This is a genomic window from Verrucomicrobiia bacterium (assembly GCA_035577545.1).
Lineage (GTDB): Bacteria > Verrucomicrobiota > Verrucomicrobiia > Palsa-1439 > Palsa-1439 > Palsa-1439.
Genome location: DATLVI010000024.1, coordinates 1 through 20,953, shown reverse-complemented (window position 1 = coordinate 20,953; position 20,953 = coordinate 1). Strand labels below are relative to the sequence as shown.

The 20,953-nt window shown below is 57.7% G+C and carries 21 protein-coding genes and 1 other RNA gene; 7 read left to right on the top strand and 15 right to left on the bottom strand.

What is annotated here, in order from left to right; translation table 11 throughout:
- Positions 1–11: 11 nt before the first annotated feature.
- The 4 genes from VNL17_07915 to VNL17_07900 all read left to right on the top strand — a co-directional run bounded on the left by VNL17_07915 (position 12) and on the right by VNL17_07900 (position 4,640).
- A complete protein-coding gene (locus tag VNL17_07915; protein HXI83999.1) occupies positions 12–1,379 on the top strand; it encodes an esterase-like activity of phytase family protein in 1,368 nt (455 codons plus the stop codon).
- Positions 1,376–2,194 carry a prepilin-type N-terminal cleavage/methylation domain-containing protein gene (locus VNL17_07910; protein ID HXI83998.1) on the top strand — a complete coding sequence of 273 codons (819 nt, stop codon included), beginning with the start codon at positions 1,376–1,378 and terminating at the stop codon, positions 2,192–2,194. The genes VNL17_07915 and VNL17_07910 overlap by 4 nt, the downstream gene beginning before the upstream one ends.
- Before the next feature lie 130 nt (positions 2,195–2,324).
- Positions 2,325–3,182 (top strand): PEP-CTERM sorting domain-containing protein, encoded by an 858-nt coding sequence (locus VNL17_07905; GenBank protein ID HXI83997.1) that lies wholly within the window; start codon positions 2,325–2,327, stop codon positions 3,180–3,182.
- 54 nt (positions 3,183–3,236) lie between these two features.
- Positions 3,237–4,640, top strand: a complete 1,404-nt coding sequence (locus VNL17_07900; protein HXI83996.1) for a hypothetical protein — start codon at positions 3,237–3,239, stop codon at positions 4,638–4,640.
- A 120-nt stretch (positions 4,641–4,760) separates the two neighbouring features.
- On the opposite strand, the gene VNL17_07895 is transcribed toward VNL17_07900, so the two are convergent.
- From VNL17_07895 to VNL17_07875, 5 genes are all read right to left on the bottom strand, one after another.
- On the bottom strand, positions 4,761–5,636 hold the full coding sequence (locus tag VNL17_07895; GenBank protein ID HXI83995.1) for a DUF6268 family outer membrane beta-barrel protein: 876 nt from the start codon (positions 5,634–5,636) through the stop codon (positions 4,761–4,763).
- On the bottom strand, positions 5,633–6,670 hold the full coding sequence (locus VNL17_07890; protein HXI83994.1) for a hypothetical protein: 1,038 nt from the start codon (positions 6,668–6,670) through the stop codon (positions 5,633–5,635). The genes VNL17_07895 and VNL17_07890 overlap by 4 nt, the downstream gene beginning before the upstream one ends.
- A gap of 84 nt (positions 6,671–6,754) precedes the next feature.
- The gene (locus tag VNL17_07885) at positions 6,755–7,189 is read right to left on the bottom strand and encodes a hypothetical protein (GenBank protein HXI83993.1); all 435 of its coding nucleotides are present in this window, start codon (positions 7,187–7,189) and stop codon (positions 6,755–6,757) included.
- Positions 7,190–7,280: 91 nt separating this feature from the next.
- A complete protein-coding gene (locus tag VNL17_07880; GenBank protein ID HXI83992.1) occupies positions 7,281–8,120 on the bottom strand; it encodes a PDZ domain-containing protein in 840 nt (279 codons plus the stop codon).
- A 120-nt stretch (positions 8,121–8,240) separates the two neighbouring features.
- Positions 8,241–8,579: a hypothetical protein gene (locus VNL17_07875; protein HXI83991.1), complete on the bottom strand. Its 339-nt coding sequence runs from the start codon at positions 8,577–8,579 to the stop codon at positions 8,241–8,243.
- Between the two features lie 204 nt (positions 8,580–8,783).
- On the opposite strand from VNL17_07875, the gene VNL17_07870 reads away from it, so the two are divergent.
- The gene (locus tag VNL17_07870; protein HXI83990.1) at positions 8,784–9,020 is read left to right on the top strand and encodes a hypothetical protein; all 237 of its coding nucleotides are present in this window, start codon (positions 8,784–8,786) and stop codon (positions 9,018–9,020) included.
- Between the two features lie 71 nt (positions 9,021–9,091).
- Here the strand turns inward: VNL17_07870 and VNL17_07865 are convergent, their stop codons facing one another.
- The 5 genes from VNL17_07865 to VNL17_07845 form a co-directional block, all read right to left on the bottom strand.
- On the bottom strand, positions 9,092–9,883 hold the full coding sequence (locus VNL17_07865; protein HXI83989.1) for a M90 family metallopeptidase: 792 nt from the start codon (positions 9,881–9,883) through the stop codon (positions 9,092–9,094).
- A 59-nt stretch (positions 9,884–9,942) separates the two neighbouring features.
- Positions 9,943–10,297, bottom strand: a transfer-messenger RNA (tmRNA) gene (gene ssrA, locus VNL17_07860).
- Positions 10,298–10,416: 119 nt separating this feature from the next.
- Complete coding sequence (locus tag VNL17_07855) at positions 10,417–10,644, bottom strand: hypothetical protein (protein ID HXI83988.1); 228 nt, start codon at positions 10,642–10,644, stop codon at positions 10,417–10,419.
- A gap of 2 nt (positions 10,645–10,646) precedes the next feature.
- The gene (locus VNL17_07850; GenBank protein HXI83987.1) at positions 10,647–11,030 is read right to left on the bottom strand and encodes a response regulator; all 384 of its coding nucleotides are present in this window, start codon (positions 11,028–11,030) and stop codon (positions 10,647–10,649) included.
- A 163-nt stretch (positions 11,031–11,193) separates the two neighbouring features.
- Positions 11,194–12,567 carry an NCS2 family permease gene (locus tag VNL17_07845; protein HXI83986.1) on the bottom strand — a complete coding sequence of 458 codons (1,374 nt, stop codon included), beginning with the start codon at positions 12,565–12,567 and terminating at the stop codon, positions 11,194–11,196.
- Positions 12,568–12,654: 87 nt separating this feature from the next.
- Between VNL17_07845 and thrB the strand changes: the two genes are divergently transcribed.
- Complete coding sequence (gene thrB / locus VNL17_07840) at positions 12,655–13,557, top strand: homoserine kinase (protein ID HXI83985.1); 903 nt, start codon at positions 12,655–12,657, stop codon at positions 13,555–13,557.
- 7 nt (positions 13,558–13,564) lie between these two features.
- Here the strand turns inward: thrB and VNL17_07835 are convergent, their stop codons facing one another.
- The 5 genes from VNL17_07835 to VNL17_07815 all read right to left on the bottom strand — a co-directional run bounded on the left by VNL17_07835 (position 13,565) and on the right by VNL17_07815 (position 20,437).
- Entirely contained in the window at positions 13,565–15,664 is a 2,100-nt protein-coding gene (locus VNL17_07835; GenBank protein HXI83984.1) for a tetratricopeptide repeat protein, read from the bottom strand.
- Between the two features lie 13 nt (positions 15,665–15,677).
- Entirely contained in the window at positions 15,678–16,349 is a 672-nt protein-coding gene (locus VNL17_07830; protein HXI83983.1) for a redox-sensing transcriptional repressor Rex, read from the bottom strand.
- Between the two features lie 159 nt (positions 16,350–16,508).
- Positions 16,509–18,296 carry an O-antigen ligase family protein gene (locus VNL17_07825; GenBank protein ID HXI83982.1) on the bottom strand — a complete coding sequence of 596 codons (1,788 nt, stop codon included), beginning with the start codon at positions 18,294–18,296 and terminating at the stop codon, positions 16,509–16,511.
- 128 nt (positions 18,297–18,424) lie between these two features.
- Complete coding sequence (locus VNL17_07820) at positions 18,425–19,054, bottom strand: type II secretion system protein (GenBank protein ID HXI83981.1); 630 nt, start codon at positions 19,052–19,054, stop codon at positions 18,425–18,427.
- A gap of 225 nt (positions 19,055–19,279) precedes the next feature.
- Positions 19,280–20,437, bottom strand: a complete 1,158-nt coding sequence (locus tag VNL17_07815) for an aminotransferase class V-fold PLP-dependent enzyme (GenBank protein ID HXI83980.1) — start codon at positions 20,435–20,437, stop codon at positions 19,280–19,282.
- 126 nt (positions 20,438–20,563) lie between these two features.
- On the opposite strand from VNL17_07815, the gene VNL17_07810 reads away from it, so the two are divergent.
- A partial coding sequence (locus tag VNL17_07810; protein HXI83979.1) for a hypothetical protein occupies positions 20,564–20,953 on the top strand: 390 nt, incomplete at its 3' end.

Genomic DNA, 20,953 nt, shown 5'->3' with positions numbered 1-20,953 from the left:
TGTGGTGCGCCGTGATCCCGGCTAGTACGCGGGCGGCGGCCGCGAAAAACCTTGGTCTTGTCGGAACCACGGAAGTCCTGCCCGACGCCGTTGACAAGAATGGGGAGACGATGGGCGGGTTCTTCTCGGGAATGTGTTGGGATCCGGCCTCGCAAACCCTCTACGGCCTCGCGGACCGGGGTCCTTCGAACGGCGAGGTGGATTATCGACCCCGCGTGCAGTTGTTCCAGTTAACCATCGATCTATCGAAGACCAACCTGCACAACATCGCACTCACGAACACAGCCACGGTACTGTTGCGGGATGATGCCGGCGAGTTTTTCTCAGGCGCGGACGCAAACGACATCGCCTGGACAAATTTCCCCCGCGTGGCCAACGGCCCACGCTCTCTCGACGCCGAGGGAATCGTACACGCACCCGATGGCACATTTTACATCAGCGAGGAGTATGGCCCCTTTGTTTACCAGTTCGGTCCCGATTTCAAAATGCTGCGCGCCATCGTGCCGCCCGCGCATATTCTCCCCAAGTCCGGTGCGGCTGCCGAACGGAAGATCAACTATACGGCGACTCGACAGCCGGATTCGGGGCGGGAGAAGAACCACGGGTTTGAAGGAGTCGGTCTTTCGCCTGATGGTACGACACTGTTTGCCCTGCTGCAAAGCCCGTGCGTACAAGACGGCCTGCGCGATGGGAAACGGGACAAAGCCAGCCGCAATACACGGCTACTGACCTGGGACATTCGTGCGCCTGCCGAACCGAAACTTACCGGCGAATACATTTATCAACTCGATCTTCTGGAAGGCGCAAAGCGCGCCGCCTCTCAGAGCGAAATCCTTGTCATCAATCCGGATACCTTGCTCGTCTTGGAGCGGGATGACCGCGGCCTGGGCACCGGCAAGGAAAAGCAAATCTGCCGCATCTATTGCGCCTCATTGAAACGAGCGACCAACCTCCAGTTAATTCCCGGACGACCTTACAGCCGAGAAGCCGGTGACCCAAAGGGGATTCCTCTTACCGGAACACGACTCCCACCCGACATCACGCCCATCTCGAAAACGTTGTTCGTGGACATTCTCAATCGCGAGGAGTTGGCGAAGGCGGGGTACACCGATTTGCGACTTTTTCCAGAAAAGTGGGAAGGTCTCTCCATCGTTGAACACCCTTCGCTTCCGCCGCATCAATACCTGTTGTTGGTCGGCGTGGACAACGATTTCAAAACCCGCCACGGTTTTTTCAAGACCACCACGCATGAGGACGGCATTCGCATTCCGGTGGTTGCTTCAGTGGAAGAAGAAGTGCCAACGCTGGTGTTTGCATACCGGGTCGAATTGCCCGACTACGAAGCACAACGCCGGCCAAACTCCACCGCTTCCCGATGAAAGGCACCTACATGCAATCGACACGGAAAGATATTTTGACGGACGGCTTCACGCTGATCGAACTACTGGTGGTCATTGCCATCATTGGCATTCTGGCGGGCATGCTATTGCCCACCTTAAGCAAGGCCCGCGCGCAGGGCCAGGCAGCCAGTTGTGTCAGTTCATTGCGTCAATGGGGGCTGGCTTGCACGATGTACATGGATGACAACAACGAACTTATCCCTCTGGACACAGAGTCAGGCGGGTCGGACACCCCAACGTGGGGGCAGGTCACAGGCGCGGCATCCACATCCACCTGGTACAACGTGCTCATGCCGTATGTACAAAAGCCAACCGTGGCATCCTACCGGCCCACCCCGGGATCGCTCTACCAGGGCGGCACCATCCTACAGTGCCCGAGCGTAAAGTGGTCCGGTAGGGAAGCCTTCGCGGCTGGTCCCCGATTCAGTTACGCTTACAATTCAAAAATCATCGATAGCGGTCATCCCACCGTCCATCTCCGCGATCTGGAGAGTCCGCGCCAAGGGGCCAACGTCAATAATCGCCCCGTGAATTCCACGACTGTGGCGATGCTGATCGACACTCGCGCCAGCACGGCGGAACCCAGGGTCTTCCCGGCGGAGAGCGATGCCAAAGTGGGTAGCCCGCACTCGTACACGAAGCGCCTGTCGAACCGGCATTCGGGACGATTCAACGTTGTGTTCTTCGACGGCAGTGTGCGCTCGTACGATGCAACCTTGCTCATGGACTCGGTCGGCCAGAACATCAATACGTCGCCGGTCATTTGGAGTCCGTGGGATCCCGACGCGTCGTAAAGCTCGGTCGCAACCGTGATGGAGTTGCTCAATCGTAACCATGGCGTCCTTGGTTTGTCTCCCGGGCACGGTAAACATATCGGCGGCGAGTTTAACCGTAAACCCAAGCGAGAAAACTGGAGGATCGAGCGTGAGGAGATACTCATTATTTGGACTGGTGGGCGCACTGGCGTTGGCGCAGACCGGGGCCGCGCAGAGTTTCGTTGATTACACGGGCGGAATTTACAACCAGACCTTCGACAGCCTGCCGTTTTCCAACAATGTATCTGTATCGGAGGCCAACCCGGTCACGGTCAGCGGACAAACCTATTTTTTCAACAATGGCAGTCTCGATTTCGCCGCCGCGATTGATAGCACAGGCCCGACGAATTCCAGCACGGGCGGCCTCGGTCTTTCCAGCACCATGTCCGGTTGGTACGGCAGCGGGGCGATAACGACGCGGGTCGGAGCCCAGCTTGGTGACCAGACACAAGGCGGGATCATCAGCTTTGGCGGACTGGCCAGTGGCAATCGCGCTTTGGGATTGGAGAGCGCGAACGGCAGCGGCATTACGACCTTTGCGCTCAAACTCGTCAACGACACCGGCAGCAGCATCAGCGCCATCAACCTGAGTTTCGTCGGCGAACTGTGGCGTCAGGCCACCGCGAAGACCGTCAACTTCGGCTACGTGGTCGCGAACACGAGCGCCAGCCTCCCGACGAGCGGATCCACATCCCTTGGATCAATCTCGTTCACGGGCGGTTCGGCGGGTCCTGTGGACGGGACGTTGGGCGTCAATCAGACGAATATTAATTTGACCGCTGCGTCCATTTCCAATTGGGGCGACAATCAGGCACTTTGGTTGACTTGGCAAACCGCCACGGCCGCCGGCAGTTCGCAAGGCATCGCCATCGATAATCTCTCATTCAGCGCAGTTCCCGAACCATCGACGCTGGCCCTGGTCGGGCTGGGAGTCTTGGGAATGTTGAGCCTTCGGCGTCGCCAATAGTGGGCCGCAACGAGCCGAGCTTGGAAAATACAAATCATCGAAAAGGAAAACGACGTGAATAAGATTATTCGAAGAATTGTTGGAATTTCGTCATTGATGCTCGGAATGGGTGTGAGCGCGCAGGCCGCCCCGTTTACCGGGGGAAACCTTGTGATCTACCGCGTCGGCGATGGTGTAAGTCTGCTCTCCAGCACCGGCAGCGTGGTATTCCTGGATGAATACGCCACGAATGGGGCACTGGTGCAGTCGATTCAGTTGCCTGTCACGCAATCCGGTGGCAATTACCCATTCGTCTCCAGCGGGGTGGCGACCTCCGAGGGCGGACTTTCACTTTCGGCAGACGGACAGTACCTGTTGCTACAGGGCTACGCCACCAACCTCTCCTATAGCGGCACCTCGCTGGCAAGCTCTTTATCAACCATCGTGCCACGGGTTGTGGGTCGCGCGGATTTCAACGGCAATATCGACACTTCGACAATCCTCTCGAATTGGGCGACCGGCAATAATCCCCGCAGTGTCGTGAGTACGGACGGGATTAATATCTGGATTGGCGGTGCGGGCGCAGGCTTTGGCGCCGGTGTCGGCTACACCACCTTGGGCAGCAACAACTTCACGACGCTTAACGTTATCGCGGGCGGTGTCACAAACAAACCACTCAATGTCGCGCGGCTCGGCATTTTCGACGGTCAGCTTTACCTCAGCACCGTCAAGACAACCAACGGCATTTACGCCGTCGGTACTGGTTTACCGACCACCACCAATCAAGCCATTGTTGCGCTAAACGGCTCGCCCGGCAATGGCGTTTCCGGAAGCGGCACCGGCGGCCCGTTCAATTTCGTGTTCCTACCTCTGCAAAACGGAAGCACTCTTGACACGCTCTACTATGCCGAGGATGGCGAGAACAACGACGCGGCCGGTGTTTTCAAGTACTCCCTGGTTGGCACAAACTGGGTCTTTAACGGCGCCATGACGATAAACGATGTGAACCCCAAGGGCTTCGATGGATTGACCGGAGCCCTCGAAGTGTCCGGCAACGCTACCAGCGTCGTCTTGTATGCCACTTCCGGCGGCGCCACCACTGGCGGCGGTGGCTTCCTGTACGTCTTCACCGACACGGCCGGGTACAACGTCGCGCCTTCGGGTTCGCCAACCATCATTGCGGCCGCAGGCACAAACACGACTTTCCGCGGCATTGCATTCGCCCCGGTTGCCTTTCGCAATCTGTCGGTGGTCAAGGCGGGTAATGATATGAATATCGCGTGGTCCACCACGGGCGGAAAGAGGTATGCGCTCCAGGCGGTGACCGCGGGGCCGGATGGTCGTTATTCCACGAACGCTTTCACGGACGTCAGCCCCACGATCTTGTTGCCGGGCGGGACTCCGCAAACGAATTACGTTGATGTCGGTGGGGCGACCAATTTGCCGGCGCGTTACTATCGGGCCAGACAGCTCCCGTAGCGCGGGTTGGATTGGTTTCAGGAGCGCGACCGTTCAAATAGCGGGCCAACAATAACAAGCCTGCGTTCACGACTCGGTGGATCAATTGTCGGTCGCGCTCTTTCCTTTGCACAACGCTTTTTAAAACCGGGCGTGGCAGGCGATCTGCCCGTAGGGAGCATTGTGGCTCCGAAAGACGATGTCCGGAGCAAAGAAATCGAAACTGCGGTAGGGCATCAAGCCCGCTTCCGCTTCAATCGTAACGGTTGGTGCTATCTTCCACGAGCAGCCGGAACCGACGTGAACCTCCAGATAGTCCACGATGGCGTTGTCCAAATGTGGCTGGCCGCGCGGAGTGCCAAAATTCTGTCCCACCGCGAACGTTCCCGCCTGGATTTCCGCGCCGAGGTAGAGTTGGAGCTTGTCGTTCACGTCGTATTCCAGCCGCGGCTTTGGCAGCATGAAGTCCAGCGTCCATTCCTCGGAAAACTTCCAACGGACGCCGGCTGCCGGCAAAACGGGGTACTGCGTGCGCGCGTCAACTCTCAATCCCAACATCCACTGCAAATCGGGGCTGGCCAAATATACCCCGCCGATGACCAGCGGCGCGTCCACATCGCGGAACGTTATGTCCCGGAAATCGCTGTAAACGCCAGGTTGCACTTCCACGCGCATCAGCCATTCGTCCGCAAGCTGATAGTCGAACCCCAGCACCAGGCTCGCCTGTTGCAGAGCGCTGGGCAGGGGTGCATGGTCAGGCACACCGAAGGAGAAGCGTTGCCACTCGAACCCAACCCGCAACAGCAAATCTTTATTAAGCTGTGGGGAAACGACGTATTTAAGGTCGGCGCTGTGTTCGTCGACCGAACCGACATTCACGCCGCCGCCGCGCGTGCCCGTACCGCCGACGTAGGCATACTCGGCATCCAGTTCCTCGGAGATACTCATCGAATTGGCCCCCCGGACAGAGGCACTCGACAGTAGCAGGGCGAGGGCGGTGATCAGTCCTGGTTTCATCGCCTGGCCTTCGCCTCGTCTTGGAAACAGTGAATCTCCTTCTTGATGTCCTGGAGCATAAGCGCACCGTAAGCAATACGCTCGGTTCCCTTGGTGAAGGCGAGCATCGGCGCGGCAAAAAAGTCACCGCGCCACACAAGCGCCCCGGACTTCTTACCGACTTGCACCGGCCAGACTTCAAAAAGCGTGACCGAGGTGTAGTAGTTGCCGCTGACGTAGTACTCCATATCCACGAGTTGGAAATGATCACCAACCGCCAACTGATATATGGCCCCCAAAGTGATCGTCCCATGGTAGTCAGCGTCGAAAAGAGTCCAGTAGTAAAATGGGGTCAGCGAGGGTGTTGTCTCGCTTACCAACAACCCGGTTTTCTTCAGGATAGGCGAAAACTCATGGGCGATCTCGAGTTGTTCGCGCAACATGGTGCGTAACTGAAGGGCGGGCGAAACGGATTCTCCCGCCACGTCATAGGGTTCGCTTCCGTCCAGCCCTTTTTGCTGGAAAGCCGACGCGCGCCCCAAAAGGAGCGCGGCCATACATCCTGACACCTTCTGCGGATCAGATCGTTTCTGAACACAGCCAGCAAGTTCCTGGGCCTCGGCATGCGTCAGATTGAGGTCGGACCTGGCGGGGGTCGAAGCGATGATCTTATCTAGAAGCCAACGAACGGGCTTTTGGCTGGTCTTAAGATCCAGTCCCTGAAAATCCGCCAACTCACACGGCGTGTGGAGCGCATGAAACCCGAAAACCTTCAACTCGCCATGTGGTGAGGGGTCCCACGATTGCAATCGCTTCGTTGTTTCTTCCGCCGATAGCGGTACAAAAAAACAAGTTTGCGATGAAATCCCGTTGGGGAAATCCATCAACGAACCGCGCTCTGAAAGGACGTCCCCGCTTGACAGACGGGTGAGATCAACCTGCTGGAAATCGCTAAAGCCCTTGAGAGACTCGACCGGCCCTGGGTCCGCTGCCAAGGCAGCGACCGACAGGGCAAAGCAGAATCCGACTGTGAAGAAAACCGCCAACCACCTCATGCGCCCTAACGTCTCGTGCAAACAGACTATAAAATCAATGCAAATCTTGCTGGAGCGCAAAAACAAAAAATGGCTGCCAAATTCTCAGCGGCCATAATACCGATCCACCGCCGCTTCGATATCAGAGAGACAGGACACCACCGGCTGGATGGTCAGCGACAGCGATTCACCCAGTTTATCCACTGCCTCCATGTTCAACGGATTGGCGATGGCGACGGTCAGTTGATTCCCACGCTTGAAGATGGGAAGAACCATCCATTGACGGGCCAGATCGCGCGAAACCAACGCAAGAACATCCTGGGAAACTTCGTATTTATTCAGGTCCACTGTGTCGAGGCCGAATTGGCTCGCAAGGGATTTTGTAATGTCCATCTCCGTCAGCATCCCCGTCTCCAGCAGTATTTGCACGACGTCCTTCCCGGCAACCTTCGCCTGTTGCCTGGCCTGAGCCAGATCGGCACGTGAGATCAAGCCGACATCCGTCAGGATTTGAGCTATGGATTCATCCTCTGGGTACATTCGTATTCGTCCCCTTCCCTATCGGCTAATTATCGAAGGGCCCATGACCATGCGGCTCATACGGCATTTGTCGAAGAATCAAGGCAAGGCTTCAATTCGCTTCGTTCATCTGAATTGGAATTGTCAGAGTCGCGTCGTTTCTCAGGATGCTCAGGGTCGCCTTTTTGCCGGCAAATTGTAGAAGTTTCGCTTGAAAGTCCTGTGTAGATGAAATCTCAACATCGTCAATTCTAGTCAGGATGTCGCCAGGGAGAATGTTTGCGCGGAACGCCGGGGAGTCGTTCACGAGTATCGCAACGACTACCCCGGTATTCTTTTGAAGCTTCTCCCTCAGTTCGGGTGTGAGATTGATAAAGTAAGCTCCAAAGATCGGAGGCTTCCCTTTGCGCCAAAACCCAGCCGCATGTGTGTAACGCTGACGAGTAACAGGAACGACGGTTGTGGTGTATGTGCCTGTTGTGGGCGGCGGATTTTGCTGCATCGTCTGCACGGCCATTCGTCCAAAAACGTCACCCGCTTCGGCTTGGTATCCGTTGCCGTAAACGTTCACGTTTTGCGTGATCGTAGGCGCTGGTGTGCCGGGGTGGTATTGGGGAATAGCGGCATACCCTTGCTCTGAACCCTCGTACTTGGTGAAGTAAAGCACTACATCTGCTTTAACTTTCTTGGCTTGTTCTTCCAGCATCTGCTGGGTGACCGTCCAGCCGACGCACCAAAAGCCGGACTCACCGATTGGAAGGTAGCCGCTTTGAAACATATTCGTCGTATCGCGTAGAGGATCTGACGTAGCTATGATTTGTGTCTTGCCAGAGTAGGGCAAGCAACGGGAAGCAACGGTTGCTGAACGATCGAGGTAGAACTGGCTGAAGCGGTTCGTAGAGCAACCAGTGACGAGGACGCTTATAGCAGCCAAAAGCGTGATGCGGTTCATTGGCACTTCGCCTGTTGCGGCTTTCTCTAGAGGCCAGATTGACGCTCTTTGGCCGTAACTGCAAGCCTGAACGTGCTGCTGGATTCACCAGTCTTTATGCCGTTCGGAAGCAATTGTTCTTCAATAAGACGGCTGGGGTGGCGGAGGGCGTGAGGGACGATACAAGCTGGGGGTGTTGATCATGAAGTCGATCACTTTCTCGCTTACGCCGGCATCCTTCAAGTCCAAAATCTCAGCGGCGTCGAGGCGATAGACGCTGTGCGAGTTGCGAATCTGACTCAGGATGACCTCGTCGCTGACGCCCGATTTGGCGAGCATTTTGATGTCCGGCAAGCCCATCGGTTGGGTACGATACTGGGGAGGAGGTGGCGGTGGTGGTGGCCGGTGATGCGGTGTCTCGCAGCCGATTCCCATAAGCGTCACCCCGCCGGCCATCATCAATAAAATCAGCTTATTCATCGCGCAGTATTCCTTTGCTGGATCCCCTGTATTCCCAACTTCCATCACCCGTATTATAGGCCCGTTGTAGATGAAATCAAACACCTTCACCAAGCTCATCCTTATACCCGTCGCCATTTGAAGTAGTTGAAGTAATGTTACGACTTTGCTACGGTGCTGGGCAGCGTGAGTATGTAAACAAGCAATAACCAATCCCGGAGGATCATGTCCAGCATCAACCAAGTTGTTCAGCAGTTGCAGATTCAGCGCAAACGCACGGAGCAGGAACTTGAAAAGCTCAACCTTGCTCTCAAGGCACTTTCGTTCCTCGATGGAGGAACAACGGCTACCAGGTTGGTGACCCGTCGCAAGCCAAAGTTTTCGGCAGCCGCCCGCGAAAGAATCGCCGCGGCACAACGCGCTCGCTGGGCGAAGATCAAGGCAGCACAGAAGCGAAAGTAAGCCTTGCGTAAACAACGACGGTCGTTCCAGGCACCCCAACAGGTCTGAGTGACCGTTGGGGTGCTTTATTTTCAGGCGTGGCCTGATGGCGATTCAACAACGTCCGTACTAGCAGGGTTCTGACGATAGAAGCGTCTCAACTCCTCGTAAAGCTCGGGATGTCGCTGCCAGAGTTCCAACGGCTTCTCAAAGAAATACTCCGTGACGACGGCGAAAAATTCGGCTGGTTCGGTTGCGCCATACTTATCGATGAGGGTCGGCTGATCGGCGACGGTTTGTTGGGACAAGGTCGCAAACTCGCTTCCGAGAACGCGAGCCCAGGCGGCATATTGGGAACTCGTCGATAAGTCCGGGGCTCCGTCGACGAAGCCATTCTCCTGGTCGATCTGGTGGGCGAACTCATGGAGTGCGACATTCCGACCGTCAGGCACCGCCGCCGGTCGACGCAGGACATGGCTCCACGATAGTACCACCGCCCCGGTCCGCCAGGATTCGCCGGCGCGCATTTCATGGCCCGCGACTGCAATATTTCCCGGGACGAGTCGAACTACAGGAACCGGATAAGCGTCAGGATACACAAGGATGGATTGCAAGCGCGGATAAAAATCGTGACGGCGGTTCAGTAACAGGATGCAAGCATACGCGGCGATGGTGACCTTGATCTCGTCGTTAATTTCCAGCCCGCTGCACCCCTCAAAGTTCTTCTCCGCGATAAACACCTGGATATCACCCTGCAATTCCTCCCGCTCGGACGCAGTGAGCCGTTGGTAATAGGAGACGTTTTGCTGGAGGATGGCCCGCCACGATGCGGGGAATGTCTGTGCCTGAAGTCGGGCGCGACGCGTGGTCTTTCGTTCGAACATAACGGCGTCCCTAAAAAGCCCCCGCTGCCTTTGCAGGCGGCTCTTTGCAACTTCTAAAATGGTGGAGGCGGTGGGAGTTGAACCCACGTCCTCTGCAAAGCGCACGCAAGTGACTACATGCTTATTCCATCTTTAAGTCTCGCCCGGCGTGCTGCCAATGGACAGGCCACCCGCCGCGCCAGCCCCCGGTTATAGTTTCATCCATGGACCCGAAGACAACATCCACAGACTAACCTGCTATCGTCGTTCCGACCCCACTAGCAGGTGTCGCAGGCGGAACGTCGCGGACAATTAAGCCGCGAGTGCGAGTTCGTGATTCGCAGTTATGTTTTTGTCAGGTGTTTAACGAGGCCTCCCGACAACCTCGGCATGCCGCTCACGCTCACCCCACAAAGTCGAGACCGTTTCGCCCCCATGAGAATGTGCCGTGTGATGGCGAAGCGAATATAACGTAAACAGGTGGAAAAGCAAGCGGGCGGTGGCGCGGTCTCGGCGCGGCGGCGGAAGAGCTGCCGCGCGCGCGGGTTGAGAGATCAAGCTGTTCTTCGGTCGGAGGAGGCGCCGACCTTGATGGCGTTGGGGGGATTCGAACAGTTGACTCTCAACCCGTCGCGAGCGGACAGTCCGAAGCTTCGCGGGCTTTCGGCGATGTCCCAAAGAAAAAGGCGCTGGTCCGCTATGAACGGTTTTTCCTGCACATCCCGTGCAGCCTGCTTCACAGCCAACCCTAGATCCAGCGCCGTAATCGAGATCGAGTTCATCTTCACTCTGTCTTACACGAATCGGCGAGCTCGAGAGCTTCGCCAAAATTGAATGGTTGCCGCAGGACACGCTCACCCTTGCGGATGCGCCCGGCGTTGTCCCATGGTTGTGACAAACGGCCGGCGCAGACGACGACCTGCGCGTGCGGGCAGAGCTTCTTCATTTTATCCGCCAGATGTTGCGCAGATGCGCCCGTCAACGCCGCATCGACAAACGCGACATCAATGGGGTTGTGCTGTAGAAACTCCAACGCGGTGCGTGCGCCATCGCGCACTTCCACGCTGCGGTTCGGTGCGCGAAGCAATCCCGCGAGCAGTTCGCGCATGGCGGCGTCCTCATCCACTATCAGCACGCGGTAGATGTCTTGTTTATTGGTCTCGCTCATCTTTCAATCCTGCCTCTGCGGAACGCCTGACTGACAGGCTAGATAGCAGTGGGTATGCCAACCTCGATTTTATGGCGCAAAATCGAGGAAACTTTGTGATTCGACAGGGGTGGGAAATCTCAAAAAGAGGAATAGCCCGGCCAAAAGGGCCTTCGTGGAATCATCAATGCGGCAGGCCAAAGACGTAATAGATAAGGCACAACACGCCGAGTACCACCGTGCCTCCGTTCAATTCGCGCCAGCGCCCCGCAGTCAGCTTCCCAATGGGATAGACCACCAGCCCCGCGGTCAGGCCATTGGCAATATTGTAGGTGAACAACATCATCGTGATTGTCACGAACGCAGGAACCAGCTCCGTCAAATCGTTGAATTCAATCTTCGTCACCGAACCGAGCATCAACACGCCCACCGCAATCAATGCCGGGCCGTACGCGAACCGCAGGCTCTGCAAGGGTTCGACCAACGGGATGAAGAATAGCGATGCCGCAAATAGCGCTGCAGTTGTGACCGCCGCCAGTCCCGTGCGCGCGCCCTCGCGGATCCCAGTCGCGGATTCAATGTACGCGCCGCTCGTGGACGTGCCGACCAAGCCGCTAAACATGCACGTGATCGCGTCCACCATCATCGGGCGTTCAATTTTGTCGAAATTCCCTTTCTCATCGAGCATCCCACCCGCTGCGCCGACGCCGACCAGAGTTCCCAAGGTGTCGAGAAACCCCATGAGAAACAGCGTCAGTAAAATCGGCAGAAAACTCAGTCGCAGCACCCCGCCGATGTCCAATTTGAAGGCGATCGCGCGCAAATCGTAGTCTCCGACGAACGGCACGGCCACCAAGCTGCGCGGTGCGTGGCCAAAACCAAGCCCGTATCCCGCCACCGCCGTTGCCACAATGCCGAGAAGAATCGCTCCACGCACACGGCGCTGCAGCAAGGCCGCGATTAACAGGAAGCCAAAAATAGCCAGCCACACCTGCGGATCGTGGAGATTGCCGATCTTCACCGGCACGTCGGGTGTTCGGAGGAATTCGCCATTCGACGCGAGCAGCAGCTTCGCGGGCATCCCGCTAACAAAACTGGTCACGATGCCCGTCTCGTAAAGGCCAATGAACGCGAGAAAAAGCCCAATGCCGACGGCGAAGCTGTGTTTCATGCTTGGCGAAATCGAATTCGCCAGCCACGAGCGAACCCGCAGCAGTGTGATGATGATGAACCCGACCCCGCTTACGAATACCGCGCCAAGGCGCTGCTCCCAACTGATTCCCATTGACGCCAAACCAAAGGCGATAAACGCGTTCTCGCCCATGTACGGCGCCACCGCAATGGGACGGTTGGCGTAAAACCCCATCAGCAAACTGCCAAATACGGCGGAGAGAATTGTCGCCACGGTGCTCGGTCCCGCCGGAATTCCAGCAAAGCTGAGAATGGCCGGGTTCACCACAATAATGTACGCCATGGTGACAAAGGTGGTGATCCCGCCGAGGATCTCGGTGCGCACGGTCGTCCCGTGTTCGTGCAGCCTGAAAAGCCGCTCCAACATGCCGCGGAGAATACAGTGTCACAACATTTCGCACAAGTGCCGCTGCCACTTGACTTGCCTCTTTCCGCAATGCAATATCGCGTCGCTGTGAGAAAGCCTTCAGTCACTGTTCGCGTGCCCGCCACGACCGCCAACCTCGGTCCCGGCTTCGACACGCTCGGCATCGCGCTGAAGTTGCACAATCAGGTTTCCATCCGTGAAACCGACTCGCTGACAGTCGAGCGCATCGACGGACAGAAGGGATCGACCTCCGCCAACGCCATGGCGCGGGAGGCGGTGGACGCTTTTTTTCGTCGCAGCAGGGGAAAGCCACACGGCCTCCAGATTGAGGTCAAAGGCGAGGTACCTGTCTCCAGTGGTCTCGGCTCCAGCGTGACCGTACGTCTGGGCATTGTTTTCGCCCTCAACGAACTCAATGACCGTCCCCTCGGCGACACGGAGTTGCTAGATCTGGTCACCGAACTCGAGCATCACCCTGATAACGCAGCGCCCGCGTTGTTCGGAGGGTTCGTCGTCTCGGCGATGATCAACGGCTCGGTGCGCTACCGCCGCTTCAACGTCCCGCCGGCGCTGAAGTTCGTCGTCTGTGTACCCGAATACGAGGTCTCCACCGAGAAAGCCCGCACGCTGCTGCCGAAGATGGTGCCGTTACGGGACGCTGTCGAGAACCTGAACCGCGTCGCCCTCATCACGTCGATCTTCGCCACGGGCGATTACTCCCTTCTGCGCGGCCTGTTCGACGACAAGCTTCATCAGCCTTATCGCAAGAAACTCATTCCCATGCTCGACGAGGTCATCGCCGGCGGCGTGGAAGCCGGCGCGCTCGCCGGCTGGCTCAGCGGCTCGGGGGCCTCGATTATGTGCCTCGCGGAGCAAAAAGAAAAGGCCGTCGCCGAAGCCATGGCGAATGTGTTCGCCAAACAACAGATTCGCTGCGAGACCCACATCCTCATCGCCGATAACGACGGCACACGCGTCAAACGGGCGTGATTACGCTTCAATGATCGGGTGCGTTTGCCGGGCCGGAGGCCTCGCGAGAAAGACCATCCTGATAGAGTTTTAGGTGACTTTGTATCTCTCTGGTCAGATTAGTTTGGCCAGCAGCGCGTGCTAATTCAAGCGCCCTCTCTTCCATCGCAGTAGCGTCCGCAAATCTTCGGGTGGCGGCGTATGCACCCGCCAAAGTATCAAGGCAAACAGGTTGACGGTTCTCGGTCAACTGGCAGGCTCGTTCGGCTAGTTGAACGGCACGTGTAGAATCTGCCGGGTTCCCGCCTCCCCGCAAGACAAGCAGCCGGGCCAGTTGCTCGCAGGAGGTGGCGGAGTCGGGGGTCAGCTGCACGGCTTGCTCGTAGTGCTCAATGGCTTCGTCAAATTTTTTTTGATCACTGAAGGCGTGACCCAGATTGGCGTGGGCATCCGCGAACGCAGGCCGCAGTCGCACGGCCTGCCGGAAATGCTCGATGGCTTCGTCGAGTTTTCCAGAGGACGCCAGCGCGATGCCGAGATTATTATGAAACTCGGGAGCGTCGATCGAGTCGGGCTTGAGCCGTAGCGCATCTTCATACTGCTCGATCGCCCCGTCGAAATTTCCTTGTAAGGCCAGAACGCACCCGAGGTTGTAGTGGGCGCGGACGAAGTCGGGCTGCAACTGCAAAGCCTGTTCATACTGCTGCATCGCTTCTGTGAGCTTTCCCTGCAAAGCCAGCGCGCAACCGAGATTGTAATGTCCCAGGGCATAGCGGGGGTTTCCTTGCAGGGCCTTATTGAAGTGGTCGATCGCCTCCGCCGTTTTTCCTTGAGAGGTAAGCACCATCCCCAAAAAATCGTGACCTGCCCAGGAATCAGGATCACGGGCCAACGTGGCCCGGGCAAACCTCTCCACATCCGTGTATACCCAACTGTGAGACCAGGTCAGTCCCGCGAGCGCCACCAACACGGCTACCCACAGGCCCATCCACACAGGACGGGAGAAGGATCGGCAAGTCTCCTGGAGATGTGCGCCACCGGCCGCTATCAGCGTGATGATGCCCAAACTCGCCAGGTATTGGAAATGATCGGCCACGAATGAAAACTGAAAATAAGAGAACGAAATCAGACCGAGAACCGGCAAGAGCGTCACAACAAAGAATAGCGCTGCAGCGAGGGGCGCCCGAGTACGGTTGCGCAGTAACCACAACCCGATCAACAAGGCCAACATACCTACTGGATAGAGGTAGTCCGCCGCTGTCGCGTGGCCCAATTGCCAGCGGGGATAAATGGGGCATAGGTCGACGGGCCACAACAGCTTGCCAATGTAGAACCAACAGGCGTGACCAGCGATGACAAGCCGTTGCATAAGGGGGAACTGCAGTTGTGTGACCGCTCCAGATATCACCCGGCGATCCACCCAAACGCTCGCGTATCCGTCCACCGCGGCGAATGCCAACAAGGGGAGCAAGGGCAACACGTTCCGCTTCCAGGAAAGTCGCCCGTGTTTCCACCAGACGATCACCAGCATCGCGAACGGCCAGACGACCACGGTCGTCTTGCACAGCAGTGCAGAGAGAAACAATACGGCAGTGAACGCGAACCACGACAGGCTTTCTGTTTCGTCAAATTCCAGATAAGCCAGCGCCGCACCGAGATAGAAAACCCCCGACATCGTATTCTTCAGCTCGCTGATCCAGGCCACGGATTCCACGTGTACCGGATGGAGCGCGAAGATCGCCGCCGCAAGCCATGCGCCTTTAACCTGCAAACGGCGCAGAATCTTCAAAACCAGCAAGGCCCCCGCAGCATGACAGGCAATGGTAACAAGGTGGTAGCCCAACGTGGAACCACCCCAAAGCTTTGACTGAACCCAGAAGACCGTGTCGAGCAGTGGATAGTAGTGCTCCGTGGTCCCAGGCTCAAACCACATCCGCCGCAACCCGTCCAACGAGCCGAATCGCGCCCGTGTAATGTACGATCCGTCATCCCAAATTGGGAGGCCATGCCATACCGGGAAGTAAGCCAAAAAAGTCGCTGCGACAAGAAGCAACGCCAACAACCAATCCGACGTCCCGAAAGGAGTCTTGGTTCCGGGGGACCGACCAGTCGCTGGTTCAGCCGGCATGGTTCTCGCGGCCTCAGCCCTCGGCAAGCGAGCGGAAGTAGCTGAGGTTTTCCAGCTCGATGGCAAGATTGACGTTGCTGATGACGACGTTATTGGATACGCGCAGGACGGTGGGGGAGAAATTGAGGATCGCGTTCACGCCCGCGGCCACGAGACGATTCGCCACGTCCTGCGCAGCGGACGCCGGCACGGTGATAATACCCATGCGGATCTTGCGCACGCGGACGAAATTTTCCAGTTTATCGAGCGGCAGGATCTGCTGCGTGTACGTCTTGCGTCGTTTGCGTTTCACGTCGACATCAAAACCCGCGACAATCTCGAAGCTCTCTTTTTCGAACCCTTTGTAGGCCAGCAACGCCGAGCCGAGATGTCCAACGCCAACGAGCACCACGGGTTGAAGTTGGGTGCGGCCCAGCACCTCGGCAATCTTCCCGCGCAACGTCACCACATCGTAGCCGAGCCCGCGCGTGCCGAAATGACCAAAGCTCGTCAAGTCCTTGCGCAACTGCGTCGGCTTGACGCCAGCCGCCTGCGCGAGCGCGTGGCTCGACGCGGTCTGGACGCCGCTCTCGGCAAGCCGCTCCAGGCAGCGCAGATAGACGCTGAGCCGATAGACCGTCTTTTTGGGAATCGCGACCCTCATGGTTTCTTCGCGAGTGTCAGAGTAACGGGCTGGGCCGTGAATGTCAAAAGAGTTGCAGCAGGCGCGTCAACAGCGGGGGTAAATGATGGCGGACAGATATAATCAGCCACCGGCAGTTTCTTGATGCCTGTCAATCCGAGCCCGATGCACAGGCCCACACTCCCGCCCGCGAGCACCGTGGCTGCATTGAGCAGGGCACGGTCACGAGCGAGGCTCGGCCTGTATCTTCCGCAACAGATCACGGGCCTCCGGACTATGAGGCTGCAATTGCAGGGCGCGACCCAGTTGTTGCACGGCTTCGTCGTTCTGACCCATCTCGTGCAACGCCGAGGCCAGGGCGATCCTCCGGTCCACATTGTAGGGATTGATTTCCACGGCACGGCGCAAATACGTGACCGCTTCCGCCGGGCGACCGGCCAGGTGGTGCAACTGACCAAGGTTGTAGGTCACATCCGCATAATCGGGCGCGAGCTCTTCAATCCTCAGGCATTGCTCGATGGCCGCTTCGTGCGCCTCTGGTTCCGGCAGGCGGGAGAGTGCGCCCGCAAGAAGGTAGCGCGTGCGCAAACGAAACGGATCGAGCAGGAGTGCATTCCCCGCGTGTTGCACCGCCGCGCGCAGATCCCCGCCCTCTTCGGCAATTCGTGCCCGGCGGTCTTGCAGGTCGGCAGACACCGGGCGAACGACGGCTGCCAGCGTAATCCACACTCCAAAGACGAGGCAGACGACGGCGATACACCAGCGAACCGGCCCAGTGTAAACCGCAATCCGACGCCACCGCAGCGGCGTTGCATCCGCACCCACGACCAGGCCCATCAGCAGCCAGAGGAGGCCCTGGTTCGGCAGATACCTCAAATCCACATCCACCAACCCGTGCAACATCAGGAGGAGCATCGCCCCGTATATTCCCCACAGGCAGCGGCGTTCGCCGCCGTCCAGTCGACGGCAGGCGCGAAAGCCGCACCACACAGCGGTTGTCCAGAGCCACAGCGTGGCAGCCAGGCCGATCAGGCCCTGCTCGGCCGCGATCTCCAGCAACTCATTGTGCGCATGATCCGTGACATTGGTGGCCTTCGGTCGCAGAAAATACGACGGCAACCGATACCTTGGATACGCCACGACGTACGTTCCCAATCCGTGTCCCAGTATCGGTCGCGCGGCAATCATCTCCAGCGTTGCCTTCCAAATCACCGGTCGCACGTCCGTCCGCCATTGTTGCTGGACGTACGAACGAGCCAGGAGGGCGACGACGGCAAGGGCCAACACGGTGATAACAACTCGCGTCTGCCACTGTCGGAAAAATCGATTTCGGAAGCCCAGGAACCACAACAGGCCCACAGCTGCCAGCGCCAACCACGCCCCACGCGAGCGACAGAAGCACATCGCGCCAATGACGATCAAGCTTCCCAAAACCGACCACGCGCCGCCGTACGAAACCATGATGACGAGCGATGCGGCAAGATATGTCCCAAGGAAATCCCAGTTTCCGAGCGTGGAAATGAACTCCGGTTCCGAACCCAATCGCAGCAGGCCGTTTCCCGCCACAACGACGGCGACGAGCATCCACCCGCGGCACAGCCCGGCCAGCCGGTCGTCTGGCGCACGCGCGGCCAGCAGGAAGATCGCCAGGTTTCCCGCCAGCCGCGGCAGGAGCATCAATCCAAACTGGGGATGTTTACTGAATCGAGTGGACGCAACGGCGCTCAACATGACTGCCAATAAGGGCAGAATAACAGCACGCGGTAGAAAGACGACCGCCGTTTCCTCTTCGATCCTGGCCCTGGCGGTTACGCGGAGAAGCAACCCGGCGGAAACGACCAATCCTGCCGCGAGGACCATCTCCGGCCAAGGCAGCGTGCAGTCATAGCGGAAGTGGGCCCAGGATTTTAGAAGCCAGCTCAGGGGGTAGCTGAGCGCGGGTAAACTGACCAGAAGAACCACCAGCAAGTTGCCGGGTATCGAGTTCCGCCCTGTCGCATGGTCAGCCACGGATGAATAAAATATCCCCGCCAGTCTGTACGCCCGGACTGATTGTTATCAGGATGTTGCGACAACTGTTAGCAAAAAAAAGAACCCCGACACCTGGGCGTCGGGGTTCTTTCGTAATGATACTCGTATTAGTCTGCGGTAACAACAGCTACGGAACTGTTCGTACCAACCAAGGCCGACAGGCTGTTGTTCCACGACACATGTCCATCGTTATACAGAACGTTGCCGCCCGCGTCTTTATGAGGAGCGGGGCCACCAGTGACACCAGCGCCGGTGGTGAGCCACTTGGAGCCCTTTGTGTAACCGGCCGCTGTAGTAGCCGCCTGACGATCCAATGCGAGGATCGAATCCGGTTGGTCCTGCCAGATAATAAACGGGCAGTAGGCGTAGCTGATTTGGGGATGGCCAGACGTTGTGGTGCTCAGCGGATAGACGGCCGTCAGTTTCCTGGAGCTGTCACTCGGGCACGTAAAGATCTTCGCGGACGTGATCGTGTTGCTCAACAAGTTGAGCGATGACCCCAGATTGGGTGTCGCGTTGTTGTCCAGCGGAACTCTGCCATTGTAGTTGTCCGCGTACATGGCGATGCCCAAGCCGATCTGCTTGAGGTTGCTCAGGCAATTGGCGCGACGCGCTTTTTCGCGAGCTTGGTTGAGTGCCGGCAGCAGCATCGCCGCCAGGATCCCGATAATTGCGATGACGACCAGCAACTCAATCAATGTGAAGCCGCTGATCTTAATTTTGGTTAACCGTCTCATGTTGTTGGTAATGCCTCCGTACTATTGGTTAGGAATGTGTGCCCCTCCCGCGCCTCTCGGGACCGCCCCGCTTCGCGACGGGTAACGCCATTAACTTCTCAACGAAGCTAACAGCGATCTCACTGACTGTCAACGGATAAACATTTACCATCGTCCCGTCTTAGTACTTCGCTGAAAGCGTTTCTATTTTGTTACCAATGAGTTGCATTGATTATTCCCACTGCGCTAAATTTGCGCAAACAATCCATCAACCTCCTGTTGGGTATTGTAGAAATGCGGCGACAATCGCAAGCATTGTCTCCCGTCGCGGCAGTAACGAACAGAGGTGATCATTTGCGCCGCTTCCAACTTCGCGTGCAACTTCGTCACATCCCGACCTTCTGCCAAGAGCGAGACAATCCCCGAGAGCCCCTTCCCTCGTGTCGCACCGAGAACCGTGTATCCTGCCTTTGTCCCACACCGAATCGCCCGCTCCGCCAACCCCAGCACACGCCCTTCGATCGACTCGATGCCACATTCAAGGATTAACTGCAACGCCGCCCGTAACCCCACGATCCCCGCCAAGTTCAGGCTGCCCGGCTCATAGCGGCGCGCGTCGCGCTTGAACGCCAGCGATTCCTGCGCAATGAAGTTCGGACTCGACGCGCTGTGCCAACCAACAAGCGGTGGATGGAAATGCTCGAAGTGCTCCTTTCGCACGTAGAAAATCGCCGTCCCCAACGGCCCCAACAGCCACTTATGCGCGTCTGCCGCGGCAAAATCGACAAACTTCATCGATGTCCGCAACGCCCCAAAGCTCTGGATCCCGTCCAGGCAAAATAAAACTCCCCGTTCCCGGAGGAAACGGCCGATTCGATCAACATCCAACCGCCAGCCCGTCTGGAAATGCACGCTGGCCAGGGACACGAGCTTCGTTTTCTTGTCTACCACCCGCTCGACGTCCTCGACCGTCACATTCCCCAACGGTGTCGCCCCGACAAATCGGGTCTCCACGCCGCGCCGCGCCAGATCCATCCACGGGTAGACATTGGCGGGATAATCGTCGCGGTAGCACACCACGTTGTCGCCGCGTTCCCAGGGCAGGCCGGCCGCGACCATTGCCAACCCCATTGATGTCGACCCGACAAACGCGATCTCGTTCTCCCCGGCTTCAATGAGTCGCGCTGCCAGCATGCGCGTCTCGCTTACTACTTCGTCCGGCAACACATTCTCCTGATGGTCGTGGGCGCACGCTTCCACATATTGCTTCATCGCATCCGCCACGCGTCGAGGTAATGGACTTACCCCCGCATGCGCGAGAAAAACTTTCCCATCACACACCGGAAACTCACGCCGCCGCAAGGTCTCGTTTCGCCATAATCCTGAAATACTAAGTTGGTTCATAGCTCCATGCAGATAGTTCGGTGCTTCATTGTGACTTGAATCTTAGAATGCGGGCTGTTACAAAGCAAATGTAGTCTACCCCCTCGGCACAACACCGTTTGTTTGGGAGTGTAACGCAAGACGCTGATGAGGAAATTCCACTGGTGGATGCCCATGGTCCTGGGGCTGTTGTGCGCCGCGGCCTACCACAACACGTTTCGCGTCCCTTTTATCTTCGATGATCTCCCGAGCATCACACAGAATCCCGCCATCCGTCGGCTCTGGCCGTTGTCGGGGGTAATCGCGAGCGATCTTCCCATGCTGGTGGGGCGGCCGTTGATCAGCCTGTCCCTGGCGGCCAACTACGCTGTGTGCGGCTACGACGTGACAGGTTGGCATCTCTTCAACCTGATGATTCATTTCCTCAACGCGCTGTTGGTGTTCGGGGTCGCGCGCCGGGCATTGGGGGACAACACAACATCCGCTGGGGGTGGACCGAACCAGAGGTTGTGGGTCGCGTATGCCGTGGCGGTTCTG